This window comes from Burkholderia sp. PAMC 28687, assembly GCF_001577465.1.
In the GTDB taxonomy this organism is placed as follows: Bacteria; Pseudomonadota; Gammaproteobacteria; order Burkholderiales; family Burkholderiaceae; genus Caballeronia.
This window is the reverse complement of sequence record NZ_CP014505.1, coordinates 1580877-1596504: the sequence shown is the minus strand read 5'-3', so window position 1 is coordinate 1596504 and position 15628 is coordinate 1580877. Positions and strand designations below refer to the sequence as shown.

Below are 15628 nucleotides of genomic sequence, written 5' to 3'. Positions count from 1 at the left end.
TCTCTTTTTGAACAGTGATTGTCCGATTAACGTGCTTTGCATCTCCGACCCATCTGCTATTCTCCTTTGGCCGATTGCGCAAGGTACCCGGTGACCGGCTAATCGGATGCGATGGTGTGCCACCCCATGGCGCGCCCGCGTTCGTGTCACGGAGATCACCATGCCGTCTCCATCAGTATGCCGAATGATCTCGACGTCCATCGTACCGGGCTTCGGACCGCCCGCCGGCGCCGCGCATTCCCTGTTGCGCCGGCAGATTGAGAACTGAGCGCCAGGCCATGTCGCGTAACGTACGACGCCTGCTGACGGCTTCGTACGCGGCTGCGCTCTCAGTGTCCGCACATGCGCAGTCGTATCGTGATGTCGCGCCGCAAACGCCGCCTTCCATGATCAAGCGTGAGGCGTCGCCGCCCCAGGCCGTTGAGATGCCGCAGGCTACGCAAGTCGCGGTGCCGTCGCTTGCGGCCTTGATCTTCGTGCCGGCTGGTACGTCTGACACATCGGCGCCGCAAGCACAGATCGGCGCCGAAGGACTTCCCGTTCTCGATGCCGCCTTCCTGCAGACCTTCCAGCCCGACATCGGCAAGCCGCTTACCTTCGAGCGCCTCGCGCAGATCCGCCGTGCGGTCGTCGCGCAGTATCGTGCTGCGGGCAAACCGCTCGTCGATGTTTTCGTGCCCGAGCAAGACGTGACCAACGGCGTGGTGCATATCGCGATTGCCGAGTTTCGGCTTGGGCAAGTGCGTGCAAGCGGGAACCGCTATTTTTCCGATGCCGTGTTGACAAGCGAGATGCCGCTGCGTCCCGGCGAGCCGATCCTGCAATCGCAGGTTGCGGCGGGGCTCGCGATGCTCAACGCAAATCCGTACCGGAGCGTCGATGTAGTCTACGCGCCGGGCACGGCCGCAAATTCCACCGATGTCCTTCTTCAAACCGATGACCGCCTGCCGCTGCGCGTCAACGCCGGTTACGACAACGCCGGCGTCCCGCAACTGGGTCGCGACCGCTTTTTTGCCGGCATCGACTATGGGAATCTGTTTGGACTCGATCAGCAGATCGCGTATCAATTCACCGCGAGCAACGATATTTTCAGCGGCAATCCCGACATAGAAGGGCGTCCGGATCGCGCCCGCTTCATGGCGCATTCGCTGAGCTATTCGGCGCCGCTCCCGTGGCATGACCGCATCGAACTGTTCGGGGTCTATGCCCAAAGCACGCCGAGGCTGCCCGACAGCTACGGCCAGACCGGCATCTCCGCGCAAGCAAGTATCCGATACGACTGGCTATTGCCGCCGGCCGGTGACTGGAATCAGCAGATGCAGTTTGGTTACGACTTCAAGCGAACCAACAACGATCTCGAGTTCGGCGGTTTCCAGGTCTTCAATTCGAATGTGCACGTGCATCAGTTCCTGGCTTCGTACTCGATCAGCCAGCCCGATGATTTCGGACTGGCGCGTGCGAACGTCACGCTCGTGGCAAGTCCGGGCGGGCTCGATTCAGACAACAGCGATACTGCGTTCACCACCGCGCGACAAGGCGCAACCGCCCGATATGCGTACTTGCAGCTTGGCGGCCAACACGACTTCGCGCTCGGCGCAGGCTTCGCGTTCAGCGCGCGTGGCACGTTTCAGTGGACGCCGAACACCTTGCTGCCGAGCGAGGAACTTGGGCTGGGCGGCGAGACCAGCGTGCGCGGATACGACCCGTATGTGGTGCTGGGCGACCGCGGATGGAACGTGCAGACGGAAGTGCGTACGCCGGGCATTCCCATAGGCGCAAGCAGTATCGCGATGCAGCCCTTCGTCTTTCTCGATGCCGGGCACGCGTGGAACCGCATCGACCAGCCGGCGGAAGCGAGCAACGGATCGCTGGTGAGCGTGGGTGCGGGTTTGCGCGTCCAGTGGTCGCGTCATGTGGATTTGCGCGGCACGTATGGCGTGCCGCTGCGTGCACCGGTGCCGGGTGGATCAAAGGCGCCGATGGTGCAGTTGTTTCTATCGATTGGAACGTGATCGGAAAAACCGTAGTTTGATGTGCAGCTTGCTCCGAGTGATTAGCAGCGTGGCAGGCATCAAGCAAGGGATACTATTGCAGTTGTTGTTTCAGCCACTCAAACGAACGCTCGATCAGCTCAGGCCGCTTCCTGATTGAATGGTCCATGTCTTCAATGCGCCAGTAAGTGATATTTACCCCGGCCTGCTTCGCCTTCTTGTAGAAGTCATCACTTGATTGAATCAGCGTGTCTCTCACTCCCGACACCACAAGCAGCTTTCCATGTATGTTTTTATAGGCCGGCTTGGGGTATGTCATGGCATCGGACATATACATGTTGGTCATGTTGGAGTAATAGAGCTGAGAAGACGGGTGTAAAAATACCTCGTCCAATCTTGAATCGAATTGCTGCCTGGTCGATACATTCTGACACTCCGCTTCGTCTTTAGCAGATTCTTCGCTGCATGCTTGCCGCATAAAAGCCCAAAGTTCATCACGCCAGGACCAGTCGCCAGCGCCCGACCAGATTGCAGTGGCCGAAACGGGGACATTGGGATCGGCGGCGAGTGTTACCGCAATGTTACCGCCTTCGGACACCGCCAAAAGCGCAAGCTTGCCATTCCACCCTCGTGGCGGGTAACGCCTGCGGCGCCTCCGGTTTTTTTGGACACAGATTTGGGGTAAAACGTGTGTTCCAAACTGGAGCGGGTGATGTTGAAGAAAGTCAATGCAAAAGTGGTTGCGCCAGTGGCGCTGGAAGGCGCGCGTAGCGCGACTGGAAGCGCCTCTGGCGCGGCCGAAGTCAAACGCTGGTCGAGCGGCCGCAAACGTAGCGTGGTCCTTCGGTTGCTGCGCGGCGAACCGGTCGACTCCGTGTCCCGTGAAGTGGGCGTGACGATCGCCGAACTTGAGCAATGGCGTGAGCTGGCACTGGCCGGCATGGAGGCCGGCCTGAAGTCACGGACCAGCGATCCACAGGAAGCCCGGCTCAATGACGCTGTGCGCCGCGTGGGCGAGCTGTCTATGGAAAACGAGATTCTGCGCAAGGAGCGTGAACTGCAGACCCGTCGCCCTTTGACCGCTCGGAGATCGTCGACATGAGCCACGCGATCTCCGTCAGTGCAGGCAGGCCCTTTGGGTTGCAACGGGTTTGCCAGGTCCTCGAATTCCCACGCTCGACGATCTATGCCGTTCGTGCCCGGGCGAGCGCAAGTGTTACGCCGATGCTGCCGCGCAGGCGTGGACCAAAACCGAAGATGCCAGATGCCGACCTGCTGCAGGCCATCCGCGATGATTTGGTGGCTTCGCCCTTCATCGGCGAGGGGCACCGCAAGGTCTGGGCGCGGCTGCGCATCGTGCGCGACATCCGCGTCTCCCGGACCCGCGTACTGCGGTTGATGCACGAGCACGGGTTGCTCTCGCCGCATCGTCAGGCGCGGGGCGAACCCAACCTTCACGACGGCCGGATCACGACCGATTGCCCGAATGAAATGTGGGGCACCGACGGCGTGCGCATTGCGACCGTGGATGACGGCATGGTGTGGATCTTCTCGGCGGTCGATCATTGCGATGGCATGTGTACCGGCATCCATGCTGCGAAAATCGGTGACCGCTTCGCTGCACTTGAGCCGATTTCCCAGGGGCTGCATAGCGAGTTCGGTGGCGTGGTCGCAGACTCGGGCCGCGGACTGTCGCTGCGCATGGATCACGGCTCGCAATACACCTCGGACGACTTCCGTGACCAGATCCGGTTCTGGGGCATTGCGCCGAGCTACGCCTTCGTCGCCGAGCCGCAGACCAACGGCGTTGCCGAACGGTTCAACCGGACGCTGAAAGAACAGGCTATTCATGGGCGCATCTTCAAAAATATCGAGGAGGTTCGTGCCGCCGCCATCGCGTTCAAGGACCGATACAATCGCGACTGGCGTCTTGAAAAGCTGGGCTTCAAATCACCCCTCGAAGCCCGTCAGGAACGGCTAATGAAGCTGGCCGCCTGAGCTGCAAAAGCGTGTCCAAACAACCGGAGCCGGTACATGGCGGGTAACGCCTGATATGCTCGATTACGGCACGATGATCCTGCAGGCGCTGGGTTCGGGTGTAATGCGCCATGAAGATCTTTTTGTCTATGGCGTGCTCGGTTATGCCCCACTGTTCAACAGTCAAGGCGGCGGCGCCGACTGCATCGAAGTTTCTTAAAAAATAACGATGAAATTGCGTGATGCTGGCTGCATTGTTCTGATCCGACGAGCCGCCGATCAACACAACAATGGGGAAATCTATCTTTTCCTTCGGCCTGCTCAGGTAATAGGTAATGTCAGTATCTCCTGCATGTGGCCGCTTAATCGAATACGTCAATAACGGAGCAAGGTTCGTCGTGCTTGCACTCCGCACTTCGGCAGCGTGCGCGACGCCGGCTAGTAGTCCAAAAAGCAGCGCAAAAGCTACGCTTGCACAGGCCTTGCCAACTAACGAAAACACACGCATTTTTATAACACCGTTATGAAACATCGGTTTTTTCCTAATGTGCATAAAACTATGGGTCGTAAATGGCTGCCGGTCGTACTGAATCAAACTCGCGTCAGCGTTCACCATTTGCAACCTGATCGATTCATTGCGTCGATAGCCAGCATGGGAATCGCCAACAGCCCAGCGCGAGAATACGCGTCGCGGCAATCGTTGCGCACGGCCTTGGACATCTCACGTTCGAGTGTCTCAGTCGGCGATTCTCGCTGGACGTTTGTTCCAGCGGCTGGCTCGGGCATCCGTGGTTCGTCGCTGTAGCGTACTGATCGATGCGATGTGATCGATCCCAAGTCAGCTTGCCAGTCAGGGTCGCGTCTCTCAAGATCGGCTGCACTTGCAACATTGGGCGGAGCTCGACTTTCAGGCACGCGACGATCAGTGCTCCCGTTGCGACTCTGCTTGCGCGGCACGGCTCTGTTCACTGTTGCCTTGTCTGTACGTCCGGGTAGGGACACCGGCATCGATATTTCATCTGGAATCAATCGCGCGAGCAATGGTGCAAGTTGTGGACGTGATGCGCGCGGTCTTCGTTCTTCATGAACCAAAGCGAGCAGCACAAATATGTGCAGAATTATTGCAATCGCAAATGCAAGAAAGCCGACGAAGGTCTTTGTTCGCAAGGGATGGCTTATGTGAAAACCCTTTTTCCACATTTTGCCGAGCCTTCTGGTAGGAAGATCATGTTGGACTTGGTACCGTTTTGCGAGATCGTTTTTTAAAAGATCATTGGAAGGGAAATAAAGGCTGACTGATCAACTTGAGGATGCCAAAGCGATTCGCGGGCCCACCTTGACGGATGGCACGGGCTGAAACTGTAGCCCAAGGGTTATCCCAAAACAATCGTTATCGGTTTGATAGAGGTTCCGAAAGGTCGATCGCTTGTTTCAAGACCATGTCTATTGGCCAAGGTTCTGCTAGCGACGCAAGATAGTGTTCACACGGAATCAGCCCGAGGGATGTGAACACAGGCGGTATCGCGTTCGTTACGAGAAACGGATACACGTGCGAGGCGTATTATTTCGCTCAGGGCATCCGCCCGACTTATGCATGCGCCAAACAATGAGACTTCAAATGAGCCGTTCCATCGCCGAAAAACGTGCTGCCTTCCGTGCGCTTCATGAACAAGGCTGCTTCATGCTTCCGAATCCCTGGGACACCGGCAGCGCCCGGTATCTTGAGGGCCTCGGGTTCAAGGCGCTCGCCACGACCAGTTCCGGCTTCGCGTGGTCGCTCGGGCAGGCCGACAATACCGTGGCGCGTGACCTGATCCTGGCGCATTTGCGGGACATGGTTGCATCGACGGATCTGCCGCTCAACGCGGACTTCGAAAACGGTTACGCGTCCGATGCCAACGGCGTCGCCGAAAGCGTGCGGCTTGCGGTTGCGACCGGTGTTGCGGGATTATCGATTGAAGATTCGACCGGCAACCCGGACGAACCGCTCTTCAGCATCGATGTCGCGGTCGAGCGGATGCACGCGGCACGAAAGGCTATCGATGCAACCGGTGGCGATACGTTGCTCGTCGGCCGCGCCGAGAATTTTTTTGCGGGACGGCCGGACCTTGAAGACACCATCGCGAGATTGAAGGCGTATTCGGACGCGGGCGCAGATTGTCTGTATGCGCCGGGGATCACCACGCGCGAGCAGATTGCGGCCGTGGTGGCCGCGGTTGCGCCGAAGCCGGTGAACCTGCTGGTGGGATCGGTGAGCGACTTCACCGTCCAGGAGATTGCCGCGCTCGGCGTGCGCCGGGTAAGCGTGGGCGGCGGACTGGCCCGCGCAGCCTGGGGAGGTTTCATGCGCGCGGCGGAGTCGCTCGCCAAAGGACGGTTCGACGGGTTCGAAGGCGCGGCGCCAGGCAAGACATTGAACGCGCAATTCGGCGGCTGAGTTCGATTAGCGATTCGCTTCATGACGCGCCTCGCATCCATCGATTCAAACCCGCGCAAACAAGCAGCAAGGAGGAGGTCACGAAAAACACGGCGCGCAAACTGACATGCGCGCCGATCTGTCCGCCGATCAACGGACCGATCACTTGTCCGCTGAACTGCGCGGATTGCAGATACCCGAGTGTCTTGCCGGAGTTGTGATCGGCGACGGCGTGCCGGACTTCCTTCGCAATCGATGGCAGCAAGCCCGCGAGCGTCATACCCATCAGGCCGCGAAGAATGGCGAGCTGCCACCATTGCGTGACGAACGCCTGCGGCACCAGGACCACGGCCGTGGCAACCAGGCACCCTGTGATCACCTTCGCGCTGCCGATGCGATCGGCAAGCGCGCCAAGCCGCGGGGCGGTCAACATGCTGCCGAACGCCGAGGCCGCCATCACAATGCCCGCCATGCGCGCAACATAATCGCGCGGCACACCAAGCTGCCCGATATACACGGTGATGATCGGCTCGATCGACATGTTTGCAAGCAGCACCATCATTGCTGTCAGGAGCAATATGAGGATCACCCCGCGCTTCATCGATGGCAGCGATGCGCCTGCAACGTCGATGCGCTTTTTCGTATCGGCCGTGCGGTCGAAATCCTCGCGCACCACGACGATGGTCAGCACCGCCGCGACCGCGATGATTGCGCCGCCCACGAAAAACGTGCCGCGGATGCCCACCCATGTCGGCAGGAAACCGCCCACGAGCGGCCCGATGAGACTGCCCGCAAGCGCGCCGGTAGACAGTACGCCGAGCGCCCATCCCGAGCGTTCACGCGGCACTTGCGTGCCGACCATGACTATCGATGCCGACGCATAACCGCCGATCAACCCCGCGATCAGCCGCAGCACGACAAGCTCGGTCAGGTTGTGCGCGAGCCCGATCATCGACATCACGATAGCCATGCCGACGGCCGCGCGAATCAGCATCGGCTTGCGTCCATAACGGTCCGCGAGACGCCCCCAGAGCGGCGCAGTGATCGCGGTACCAAAAAACGTTGCGCCAAAGGCAACGCCAGACCACTGAACGATCGCGGAGGGCGTATGCACGCCCAGTTGCTCGACGTAGAGCGGCAAGAACGGCAGCAACATGCTCAAGCTCAGCAGCGTGGTGAAAGAGCCGAAGACGCACACAAACAGGTTGCGCCGCCAATAAGGTGCGTTGCGTTCGGCATAGCTGGGCAAGACGGTTGCGTGCTGATCCATGAAGACCTCGATGGTTCGGGAAGACGTCCGGCCAATGACCGGAAAAAGAAATACCTGACTTGCATATTATCTCTATTTGGGAATATTATGTTTACATCGTTCTCAAATAGAGATTCGCGTGGACCATACGACTCTCGATATTTTTTGTGTCGTTGCCGCCGAACTGAGCGTGACCCGGGCCGCCAGACGGCTGGGCCGCGTGCAGTCGAACGTCACGACTCGAATCCAGCAGCTTGAAGAAGAGCTCGGCGTTGCGCTATTCCGGCGCGACGGCAACCGCCTGACGCTCAGCGCAGAAGGCGAACGCTTTCTCGGTTATGCGAACCGCATGCTCGCTCTCGCCGACGAAGCGCGGCAGGTGCTTGCCCCGCAAGCGCCTTCAGGCACACTCAGGATCGGCACCATGGAAAGCACGGCTGCGGCGCGGTTGCCCGGACCGCTTGCGGCGCTTAACGTGCAGTACCCGGATGTTCAGTTGCGGATTTCGACCGCGCCTTCCAGGCAGTTGCTCGAACAGGTCGGCAGCGGTCTTGTCGATTGCGCGTTTGCGGCGTTGCCGCCCTGTGGCGACATGGCGTCGGCAATGGATCTCGATGCCGCAGGACTTCATGGCGAAGCGGTTTTTCGCGAGGAGATCTTGCTCGTGTTGCCGCCCGGACATGGCGTCGTTCGGAAGGGCGGGGACGTCACCGTGCGTTCGCTCGCCGCGTTTGCGCAGGGCTGCAGCTATCGCGTGCTCGCCGAAGAGTGGCTCGGGCAGGGCGCAGCGCTGCTGGACATCCAGGAAGTCGGTTCGTATCACAGCATGCTTGCGTGCGTTGCTGCGGGCGCTTGTGTGTCCCTTGTGCCGCGCAGCGTGCTGGAGTTGCTGCGCGAACCGCCGAAGTTCCGCACGCATGTCGTGGCGAAAGTGGACACGTGGCTGGTTCATCGAAAGGGTTATCAGACGCCAGCGTTCAACGCACTGCGCGAGGCGCTCACGCCATTCATGTCGAAGCAGTTGTCGGCGAAGGAGAAAATGTCATGAGCACGATACGGCAGGTTTCATCGACTGCAAGCCAGGGCATGGCGGCGATGGTGGCCGCCCTCGTCATGGCAGTCGGAATGGGATTCGGGCGCTTTGCGTTCACGGGCATCTACCCGGTCATGGTCAGCGATGCCGTGCTGAGCGTGCACCAGGGAACGCTCGCCGCGTCGGCCAACTATGCGGGTTACCTGATCGGCGCGCTGCTGACCGCGGCCGTGCATCCGCGACACTCGCGCAGGTTGTGCATGCTTGCGCTTGCCGGTATTGCGGTTTGTCTCGGTGTGACGGCGTTGCTGGTTGCGCCCTGGCTCATCATCGCGATGCGCGGGATCACCGGCGCCGTCAGCGCGGTCACCATGGTCGCGGCGTCGCTCTGGCTCTTGCAACATCGCGGTCACACGCGCGGTGCGCCGATGCTGTATGCGGGTGTCGGCATCGGGATCGTGCTGTCATCCGAGATGCTCGTCGCCGGACGCAGTTCCGGCCTGCACAGCGCAGGACTGTGGTGGGTGCTGGCGGCGGGCGCGCTGATCCTTGGCGCCATCGCGTTGCCGGGTCTCGATGCACGTCCGGTTCACGACTCCGGCACGCGTGCCGCTTTGCATGGACACGAGTCCTTTCCGGCGCTCGGAGCGGGACCGCTGATCGCACTCTACGGACTTGCGGGCTTTGGCTACATCATCACCGCGACCTACTTGCCGTTGTTCGTGAGGGACGCGATCGGCTCGATCGATCCGATTCAGGTCTGGGCGTTGTTCGGTCTGGGCGCGATTCCTTCGTGCTTCATCTGGCACGCGGTCCACATGCGGCTTGGAACACGGCGCGCGCTGTTTCTCAATCTTGCGTTGCAAGCGGTGGGCGTTGTATTCCCGGTCGTGTTTGCCAATCAGGTGGGTTATCTCGGCAGCGCGCTGATCGTGGGCGGGACGTTCATGGGGACCGCAACCATCGCGATGCTCGCCGCGCGCCGGGTCGCGCACACCATGCGCATCAGCATCCTCGCGATGATGACCGCGTGTTTTGGTGTCGGGCAGATCGTCGGACCGCTTGTTGCGAATACGATGTATGCATCGCATCATTCGTTCTCGACGTCGCTCGAAACTGCAGCCGCAGCGCTCGCCGTGGCGGCTTTGTTATGCGTGCGTGTGAGGAAGCCGCGTGATTCTTTTCAACCGAACGTGAACGCATAGGCGTTCGCGCATGCATCGAGAAACTCGATGGGGAACGCATGGTCATCGACCTTTACCGGCTGCCGAATGCCGTTGGTTGCCGGCGACGCTTGAGTTGCCCGTCGACCACGCACTGAATCACTTTAAACCGGTCCAACTTGCGCATCGTCATGGTGATTCTGTCCGTCGCCGCCATCGTAGCCTCCGGCGCCGTGGGAATCGACGCCGGCTAAGCTTAAGCCGCCGAGAAGCGGACATTTGAATCTGGCTAGAAGCGGACATTACAACTTAGCTGCTACACGATTTGTCGAGGCTAAGTTCAGATGTCGGGGTTCAAACTTTTTAGAAATGTCGGGTTTTGACTTTATTAATCTCTCTTTAAAAAGCTCATTTCCCCACCGCGGCTGCCCGCAGTTCGGCGCTTCTTAGCATCATCGCGTTCATGTCGATTTGCCTGAGCTCGCGTTGCTTACGCGTGTTGTTGGCCCGCATCTTCGGTTTCACCGGTTCGCCCTGATTGGTCCTTGATGGCGAGCCCGAGATACGTCGGTTGTCGCGCTCCATCTGCACCTGGCGCGATAGCGCCAACACATGCTCAAGGCGCTTGTTGTCGACCTCGGCACCCTGGCCCATCGCTGATAGCCTGTCGTATTGGCGATAGGCCAGCGCGCTGCCATGTGCCCGGATTTCGATACGCCCATCCGGGTATTCATAGACATCGATGTAGTGATGGGCGAGGGCACGTGTTTGCGGCGTGTCGTCAAGCATGTAGATGACCCGGTCGTACTGCAATGTCAGGCTGTTCGACACGCAACGCAACACCCGGTGCGTCAGAATCAGGTCGAGGTCTTCATCGCTCCTGAGCGCCCGATGCGCGTTAAATGCATCGTCAATAAACACCAGCAGCGTGCACGCTGGCGCCCGGTCTTCAAACCATCGGTGATCGCTACCATCGATCTGGATCAGCTCGCCCAGGCACGAACGCCGGTTCCTCGGCTGATGGATCTTGGGCGGGCGCTGCTTGCGTGGAATCCACAGGCCGGCGTCGGTCATCAGGTGGCGAACCGTTTCCTTTGAAAGCGTTAAACCATGGCATTCGCGCAGCTTCTCGCAGGCAAGCGTTGGGCCAAAGTCGGCGTATCGGTCGCGAATCAAAACCAGTGCCCGGCATGCCGTTACCTCATCAAGCTTTCGATTGCCTGGACGACCTCGCGCTGCCGAGCCCACACCGGCTGCGCCCGTTTGCTTGTACCGCAGCACCAAACGCTCGACTTGGCGCACCGTCAAATTCAAACGCTCAGCCGCCAGGCCCGGTTTGAGCATCCGGTCCACGACAGCCTGAATCACTTTGAGACGATCGAGTTCGCGCATATTTAGTGTCACCAGTCCGGTTGGTTTCATGGCGAACTCCCATCGTCTGATCGGAAGTTCCCAGCTTGGCACCAACAGCAGAACACGACATTTCTATATTGCTAAAACACGACATTAGGATATTGCCCCTACAGTCGAAAAGTGGATAATTTATGTTATGTAAAATTATCAACTCAAGTATGCTCGTCGACCAATGACATTCTAGCGATGTCCAATTCCCCGATTCAACCGCCGCCAGGTCCCTCGGCACCCCCACCAGCTACACATTTTAACGTCCGTGCGAAGCTCCGCTTACTGCCGCCACCCGGTGGCAGCTCAACCAGGAGCAACACATGCACGATTCACCGCACGAGTTTCAAACAGTAACTCCCTCAAGTCCGCCGTTCAGCCCGCCGCCGGCCGCCCAACTCACCGCGACACGAGCCGGCCGACAAGAGGCCCGTCTGCCGTTCACGATACGCGTCGTCGCCGACGACGACGCCCTAGAACGCGCCCTGAAAATGCGCCAAGCGGCATACCAGCGGCACGTTCCCGATTTCGCCCGGACGATGGACCAGCCTGAAGCCTATGACCGCGATCCCGGCGGCCTCATCTTTCTCGCCGAAGCAAAACTGAACCGCGCGCCGGTCGGCACCATGCGCGTCCAGAGCAACCGGTATCAAAAACTCTCGCTTCAGACATCGGTGGATCTGCCTGACTGGGTTTCCGGGAGGCTGGTCGGTGCAACACGGCTGGGAGTCGAGACAGGGGAAGCCGGACGCATGGTTAAAACTGCGCTATTCAAAGCGTTCTACTTATACTGCATGCTTGAGCAGATCGAATGGATGGTGATTGCCGCGCGAACTCCGCTCGACCGCCAATACGCTGCAATGCTTTTTCGTGATGTTTATGGGGAAAAGGAGTTCATTCCCCTTGCCCATGCCGCCAACATCCCGCACCGTGTAATGGCTTTCGAAGTTGCTACGGCCGAACATCGTTGGCGAGAGGCGCGTCACCCGCTTTACGATTTCATGGTGGCGACACATCATCCGGATATCGACCTGAGCGCGGCGCCCTCTCTCAACTGGCCCGGCACAACAGACCCGGCAAGCAACCTGACGAGTCAGCACAGACCAGCATTGAATGGATCCGTAAGCACCGGCGAGGCGTTGCACTACTAGCTGTCCATTCGTGGCAGTGCATTTAAAGTAAGACGAGGTCTGAAAGCCGCCTCAGCCTCCGGGCAGAGGCGGCTTTTAACGAGTAAAGTACCGGCCGCGCATGCACACTGGCACACTGCATAAGCGGCGAACGAACGAACTGCCGCCACGCACATTGACGGACGGATGAATGAAAGGGTTTGAACGAAAGCCGTTTCGGACGGGAGCACGATCGCGCTTCACGATCGATACGTTTTCATTTCTGTTTTCTTACTACGCGACTCCGCTGGCTATCGGGGTTCTGTCGCTGATCGTGCTGCTGCATCCGGGCGCGTCCTCAGAAACCGAAGGCGGCGTGCCGCTGTCGATGCACATCCTCACCGATCCGAAAAACCAGCTCGACGTCGCAAGCGCGGTCACCGCCCTGCGTGCACGGCCGCAGCAGGACCGTTACGATTCCCGCCTGAGTGAAGCGCCTACCTGGTTCTCGGTTGCATCGAACGCTTCAGATGTCGGGAACCTCGAGAACGCAGCGCAGCCTGCCCAGGCGATCCTGTTCCCTTCGCGGCATATCCAGCGGATCACCTGCTTCGATCCATCGACGCTTGCGCCGATCGGAAGCGTATCGAAAGACGCGCCGGCCTCGGGTGCCCTCGCCCGCTCAGGCAGCGGCATTGCAGTGACATTAAGTCCGCGCGATGGCGTGGTGTGCCGGGCACACTTCAGCGGCCCCGCGGCGCATACGGCGTTGAGCTTGTCGTCGAGTGATCTGAAGCAGAGGAACGACTCGTTCTATCGGCATGCCGGGTTGCTCGAAGGTGGCCTCGCGACGCTTGCCGCCTTCGTGCTGATCATGGCGATCATCAATCGCGACTGGGTCTATGTGCTGTTCGCTGCGTGGCTGTTCGGCAATCTCCGGCTCGGCGCGATCTCCATGGGCTGGGACGAACAATGGCTCGGTTCCGCATTGCCGCCCGACTGGGTTTCATTGATCCGCAAAATCACTGTCCCGGTGTACTACATCCTGACGTGGACGCTTTTTCAGACGCTGTTCAAGAACGATCTGCCGCGTATCGGACATAAACGCCTGCTGCGCGCGATTCAATGGCTTGGGCCGGTGTTGCTGATTGCATCGATTGCGTTGCCGGTCAGGTTTTACTTGCCGCTGATGTGGAGCATCGCGAGTTTTTCGATCGCCGTGATCGTCTTTGTACTTGTTCGCCTGCTGGTCATTGCGCCATCACGTACCGCACTCTGGTACAGCGGCGCCCTCGTGATCGCGATGCTCGCGAGCTTCTCGGAAGTTGCTTCGGCCGCCTTCAAGACGCACTTTTTCATCCCCGCATTCAACAGCGTAACAGCGGCGCTCGTCTCGAGCCTGATGGCAGCACTTGCCATTGCCGAACAGATGCGCGCCGAACGTGCGGAACGGTTGCGGGCACAAGCCGAAGTTCGCCGCGCTTACGAAGTGACGCCCGTCGGACTCTTCACGCTCGATCCCGACGGCAGCTTCGTGCGCGTGAACCCGGCGCTCGAGTCGATGCTCGGCATGGCGCGCGACGGACGTCGCCGCCACTGGGATGATTTTTTCGATGCAGGAAGCTGGCAGCCCATCTACAAGCAAGCCATGCAAACGGGCGCTGTCGAATTCGAAATGACGCTCGACGGCAAGCCGGGTGTTCAAGCCGATGACCTCGTCGCTGCGCCCCTCTCGGCCGGTGTGCATCAGCATCATTACCTGATCAAGGCCGCGTCCGCCGGCACGCAACTGGAGGGGTCGGTGCAAGATGTCACCGAGCGGCAACAAGCCATCCATACCTTGAGTTTTCTGGCGCACCACGATCCGCTGACCGGCGTACTGAACCGCCGCGGTATCGACAAATGTATCGCAGATACGACCACCGCAGCCGGACATCAGTCGGAACCGCTGATCATTGCGTATCTGGATCTCGACCGCTTCAAGCTCATCAATGATTTGTTCGGCCATCACATTGGCGACGAAGTGCTCAAGCAAGTTTGCACGCGCATTGAAACTGGACTGCGGCCGGTGGATCGCGTGTGCAGGATCGGCGGCGACGAGTTCGTGATCCTGTTTCGCGATACATCGCTCGACGCGGCAGCGCTCGCGGCGCAGGCGATCATCGGCACCATCGACAGCGAGCCCTATCAGATTGGCCAGCGCGCGTTCCATGTGCATGCATCGGTTGGCCTGATCGAGTCGCCTGCCGAGTTGCGCGCCGAGGAAGCCATCTCTGCGGCCGACAGCGCCTGCCGCGAAGCGAAGCTCAATGGTAACGGACGCGTGGTGGTGTATCGCAGCGATGCGCCCATGTTCGTGGAACGGCATAGCGAATTGAGCCTGATCGAACGCTTCAGCGGCGATCTTCCACTGACCGGTTTGTTCCTCGAGATGCAGCCGATCATGTCGCTGAAAACGCCGTACGATGCGCTCGATTTCGAAGTGCTGTTGCGCATGCGCGGCCCCGACAACACTGTGATCCCGCCGGTGAAAGTGATCTCGGCGGCAGAAGCCAACGGCACGATTTCCCTCGTCGATAAATGGGTGATGGAGACCACGCTGAGCTGGATCGACCGGAATCTGGCGCGTCTATCGAGCACCCGGTTTGTATCGGTGAATGTGAGCGCCGCATCGCTGAACGACGAACGGTTCGTCGCGGAAGTGAGCGACCTCTTGCGACGGTATCAGCACGTGGTGCCCATGCTTTGCATCGAGATCACGGAAGGCGTGGCGTTGCGTGACCTGAACAATACGCGCCGACTCATTGACAGCGTTCAGCGCCTTGGCGCCAAGGTCGCGCTCGATGACTTCGGCGCGGGGTACACATCGTTCCCGTATCTGACCGAGCTGCCTGCCGATGCGTTAAAAATCGATGGCGGTTTCGTGCGGCGTATCAGGGAATTTTCGGCGAACGCGGCGATTGTCGAAGCGATCGTTGGACTGGCGCGCAACCTCGGCATGCAAAGCATCGCGGAGTGGGTCGAGGACGCGCATACGCTAGAGATCCTGCAGACCATGGGCGTGGATTATGTGCAGGGCTTTGCCATCGCACGGCCGCAATTGCCTGAGGTGATCCTGGCGGCGACATCGGCTGCGGATTTCATCACCGATCCCGAGATCCTCGCGGTGATCGGCCCGCGGGCGGTGGCGACGCTAGCGCAGGGCGATCGTTCGACCAGCCCCCTGCACTGACCCGGCTGATCCAATTCCGAGCGGTGGTACAACAGTGATCGACGTCGGGATGCCCGA

At 59.7% G+C, this 15628-nt stretch carries 13 protein-coding genes; 8 read left to right on the top strand and 5 right to left on the bottom strand.

What is annotated here, in order from left to right; all coding sequences use genetic code 11:
- The first annotated feature begins 278 nt into the window (after positions 1 to 278).
- Complete coding sequence (locus tag AX768_RS07340) at positions 279 to 2012, top strand: ShlB/FhaC/HecB family hemolysin secretion/activation protein (protein WP_061999408.1); 1734 nt, start codon at positions 279 to 281, stop codon at positions 2010 to 2012.
- A gap of 73 nt (positions 2013 to 2085) precedes the next feature.
- On the opposite strand, the gene AX768_RS32670 is transcribed toward AX768_RS07340, so the two are convergent.
- The gene (locus AX768_RS32670) at positions 2086 to 2595 is read right to left on the bottom strand and encodes an alpha/beta hydrolase fold domain-containing protein (protein WP_172811930.1); all 510 of its coding nucleotides are present in this window, start codon (positions 2593 to 2595) and stop codon (positions 2086 to 2088) included.
- A gap of 108 nt (positions 2596 to 2703) precedes the next feature.
- Here AX768_RS32670 and AX768_RS07330 point away from each other — a divergent pair, with 108 nt between their 5' ends.
- The gene (locus tag AX768_RS07330; RefSeq protein ID WP_061999406.1) at positions 2704 to 3093 is read left to right on the top strand and encodes a transposase; all 390 of its coding nucleotides are present in this window, start codon (positions 2704 to 2706) and stop codon (positions 3091 to 3093) included.
- Positions 3090 to 3989: an IS3 family transposase gene (locus tag AX768_RS07325; protein ID WP_061999405.1), complete on the top strand. Its 900-nt coding sequence runs from the start codon at positions 3090 to 3092 to the stop codon at positions 3987 to 3989. Before AX768_RS07330 ends, AX768_RS07325 begins: the two co-directional genes overlap by 4 nt.
- Here the strand turns inward: AX768_RS07325 and AX768_RS32665 are convergent.
- Complete coding sequence (locus tag AX768_RS32665; protein WP_155524194.1) at positions 3937 to 4584, bottom strand: hypothetical protein; 648 nt, start codon at positions 4582 to 4584, stop codon at positions 3937 to 3939. The two genes, AX768_RS07325 and AX768_RS32665, sit on opposite strands and share 53 nt — an antisense overlap.
- Positions 4578 to 5168, bottom strand: a complete 591-nt coding sequence (locus AX768_RS33630; RefSeq protein WP_155524193.1) for a hypothetical protein — start codon at positions 5166 to 5168, stop codon at positions 4578 to 4580. The genes AX768_RS32665 and AX768_RS33630 overlap by 7 nt, the downstream gene beginning before the upstream one ends.
- Before the next feature lie 418 nt (positions 5169 to 5586).
- Between AX768_RS33630 and AX768_RS07315 the strand changes: the two genes are divergently transcribed.
- Complete coding sequence (locus AX768_RS07315) at positions 5587 to 6405, top strand: isocitrate lyase/PEP mutase family protein (protein WP_061999403.1); 819 nt, start codon at positions 5587 to 5589, stop codon at positions 6403 to 6405.
- Between the two features lie 19 nt (positions 6406 to 6424).
- On the opposite strand, the gene AX768_RS07310 is transcribed toward AX768_RS07315, so the two are convergent.
- Entirely contained in the window at positions 6425 to 7654 is a 1230-nt protein-coding gene (locus AX768_RS07310) for an MFS transporter (RefSeq protein WP_061999402.1), read from the bottom strand.
- A gap of 118 nt (positions 7655 to 7772) precedes the next feature.
- Here AX768_RS07310 and AX768_RS07305 point away from each other — a divergent pair, with 118 nt between their 5' ends.
- Both AX768_RS07305 and AX768_RS07300 read left to right on the top strand, forming a co-directional pair.
- A complete protein-coding gene (locus AX768_RS07305; RefSeq protein ID WP_061999401.1) occupies positions 7773 to 8681 on the top strand; it encodes a LysR substrate-binding domain-containing protein in 909 nt (302 codons plus the stop codon).
- On the top strand, positions 8678 to 9871 hold the full coding sequence (locus AX768_RS07300) for a YbfB/YjiJ family MFS transporter (protein ID WP_082778769.1): 1194 nt from the start codon (positions 8678 to 8680) through the stop codon (positions 9869 to 9871). The genes AX768_RS07305 and AX768_RS07300 overlap by 4 nt, the downstream gene beginning before the upstream one ends.
- Positions 9872 to 10237: 366 nt before the next feature.
- Here AX768_RS07300 and AX768_RS07295 read toward each other — a convergent pair whose 3' ends face one another.
- Positions 10238 to 11251, bottom strand: a complete 1014-nt coding sequence (locus tag AX768_RS07295) for a helix-turn-helix domain-containing protein (protein WP_082778768.1) — start codon at positions 11249 to 11251, stop codon at positions 10238 to 10240.
- 302 nt (positions 11252 to 11553) lie between these two features.
- Here AX768_RS07295 and AX768_RS07290 point away from each other — a divergent pair, with 302 nt between their 5' ends.
- The gene (locus AX768_RS07290) at positions 11554 to 12381 is read left to right on the top strand and encodes a hypothetical protein (protein WP_155524192.1); all 828 of its coding nucleotides are present in this window, start codon (positions 11554 to 11556) and stop codon (positions 12379 to 12381) included.
- A gap of 169 nt (positions 12382 to 12550) precedes the next feature.
- The gene (locus tag AX768_RS07285) at positions 12551 to 15571 is read left to right on the top strand and encodes a putative bifunctional diguanylate cyclase/phosphodiesterase (RefSeq protein ID WP_061999398.1); all 3021 of its coding nucleotides are present in this window, start codon (positions 12551 to 12553) and stop codon (positions 15569 to 15571) included.
- Positions 15572 to 15628 lie beyond the last annotated feature (57 nt).

Excerpts from the sequence above, each read along its gene's own strand:
- AX768_RS07300 (WP_082778769.1), top strand. The coding sequence starts at position 8,678 with ATGAGCACGATACGGCAGGTTTCATCGACTGCAAGCCAGGGCATGGCG.
- AX768_RS07310 (WP_061999402.1), bottom strand. The coding sequence starts at position 7,654 with ATGGATCAGCACGCAACCGTCTTGCCCAGCTATGCCGAACGCAACGCA.
- AX768_RS07285 (WP_061999398.1), top strand. The coding sequence starts at position 12,551 with ATGAAAGGGTTTGAACGAAAGCCGTTTCGGACGGGAGCACGATCGCGC.
- AX768_RS07325 (WP_061999405.1), top strand. The coding sequence starts at position 3,090 with ATGAGCCACGCGATCTCCGTCAGTGCAGGCAGGCCCTTTGGGTTGCAA.
- AX768_RS07295 (WP_082778768.1), bottom strand. The coding sequence starts at position 11,251 with ATGAAACCAACCGGACTGGTGACACTAAATATGCGCGAACTCGATCGT.
- AX768_RS07330 (WP_061999406.1), top strand. The coding sequence starts at position 2,704 with ATGTTGAAGAAAGTCAATGCAAAAGTGGTTGCGCCAGTGGCGCTGGAA.
- AX768_RS33630 (WP_155524193.1), bottom strand. The coding sequence starts at position 5,168 with ATGTGGAAAAAGGGTTTTCACATAAGCCATCCCTTGCGAACAAAGACC.
- AX768_RS07340 (WP_061999408.1), top strand. The coding sequence starts at position 279 with ATGTCGCGTAACGTACGACGCCTGCTGACGGCTTCGTACGCGGCTGCG.
- AX768_RS07315 (WP_061999403.1), top strand. The coding sequence starts at position 5,587 with ATGAGCCGTTCCATCGCCGAAAAACGTGCTGCCTTCCGTGCGCTTCAT.
- AX768_RS32665 (WP_155524194.1), bottom strand. The coding sequence starts at position 4,584 with ATGGTGAACGCTGACGCGAGTTTGATTCAGTACGACCGGCAGCCATTT.
- AX768_RS07290 (WP_155524192.1), top strand. The coding sequence starts at position 11,554 with ATGCACGATTCACCGCACGAGTTTCAAACAGTAACTCCCTCAAGTCCG.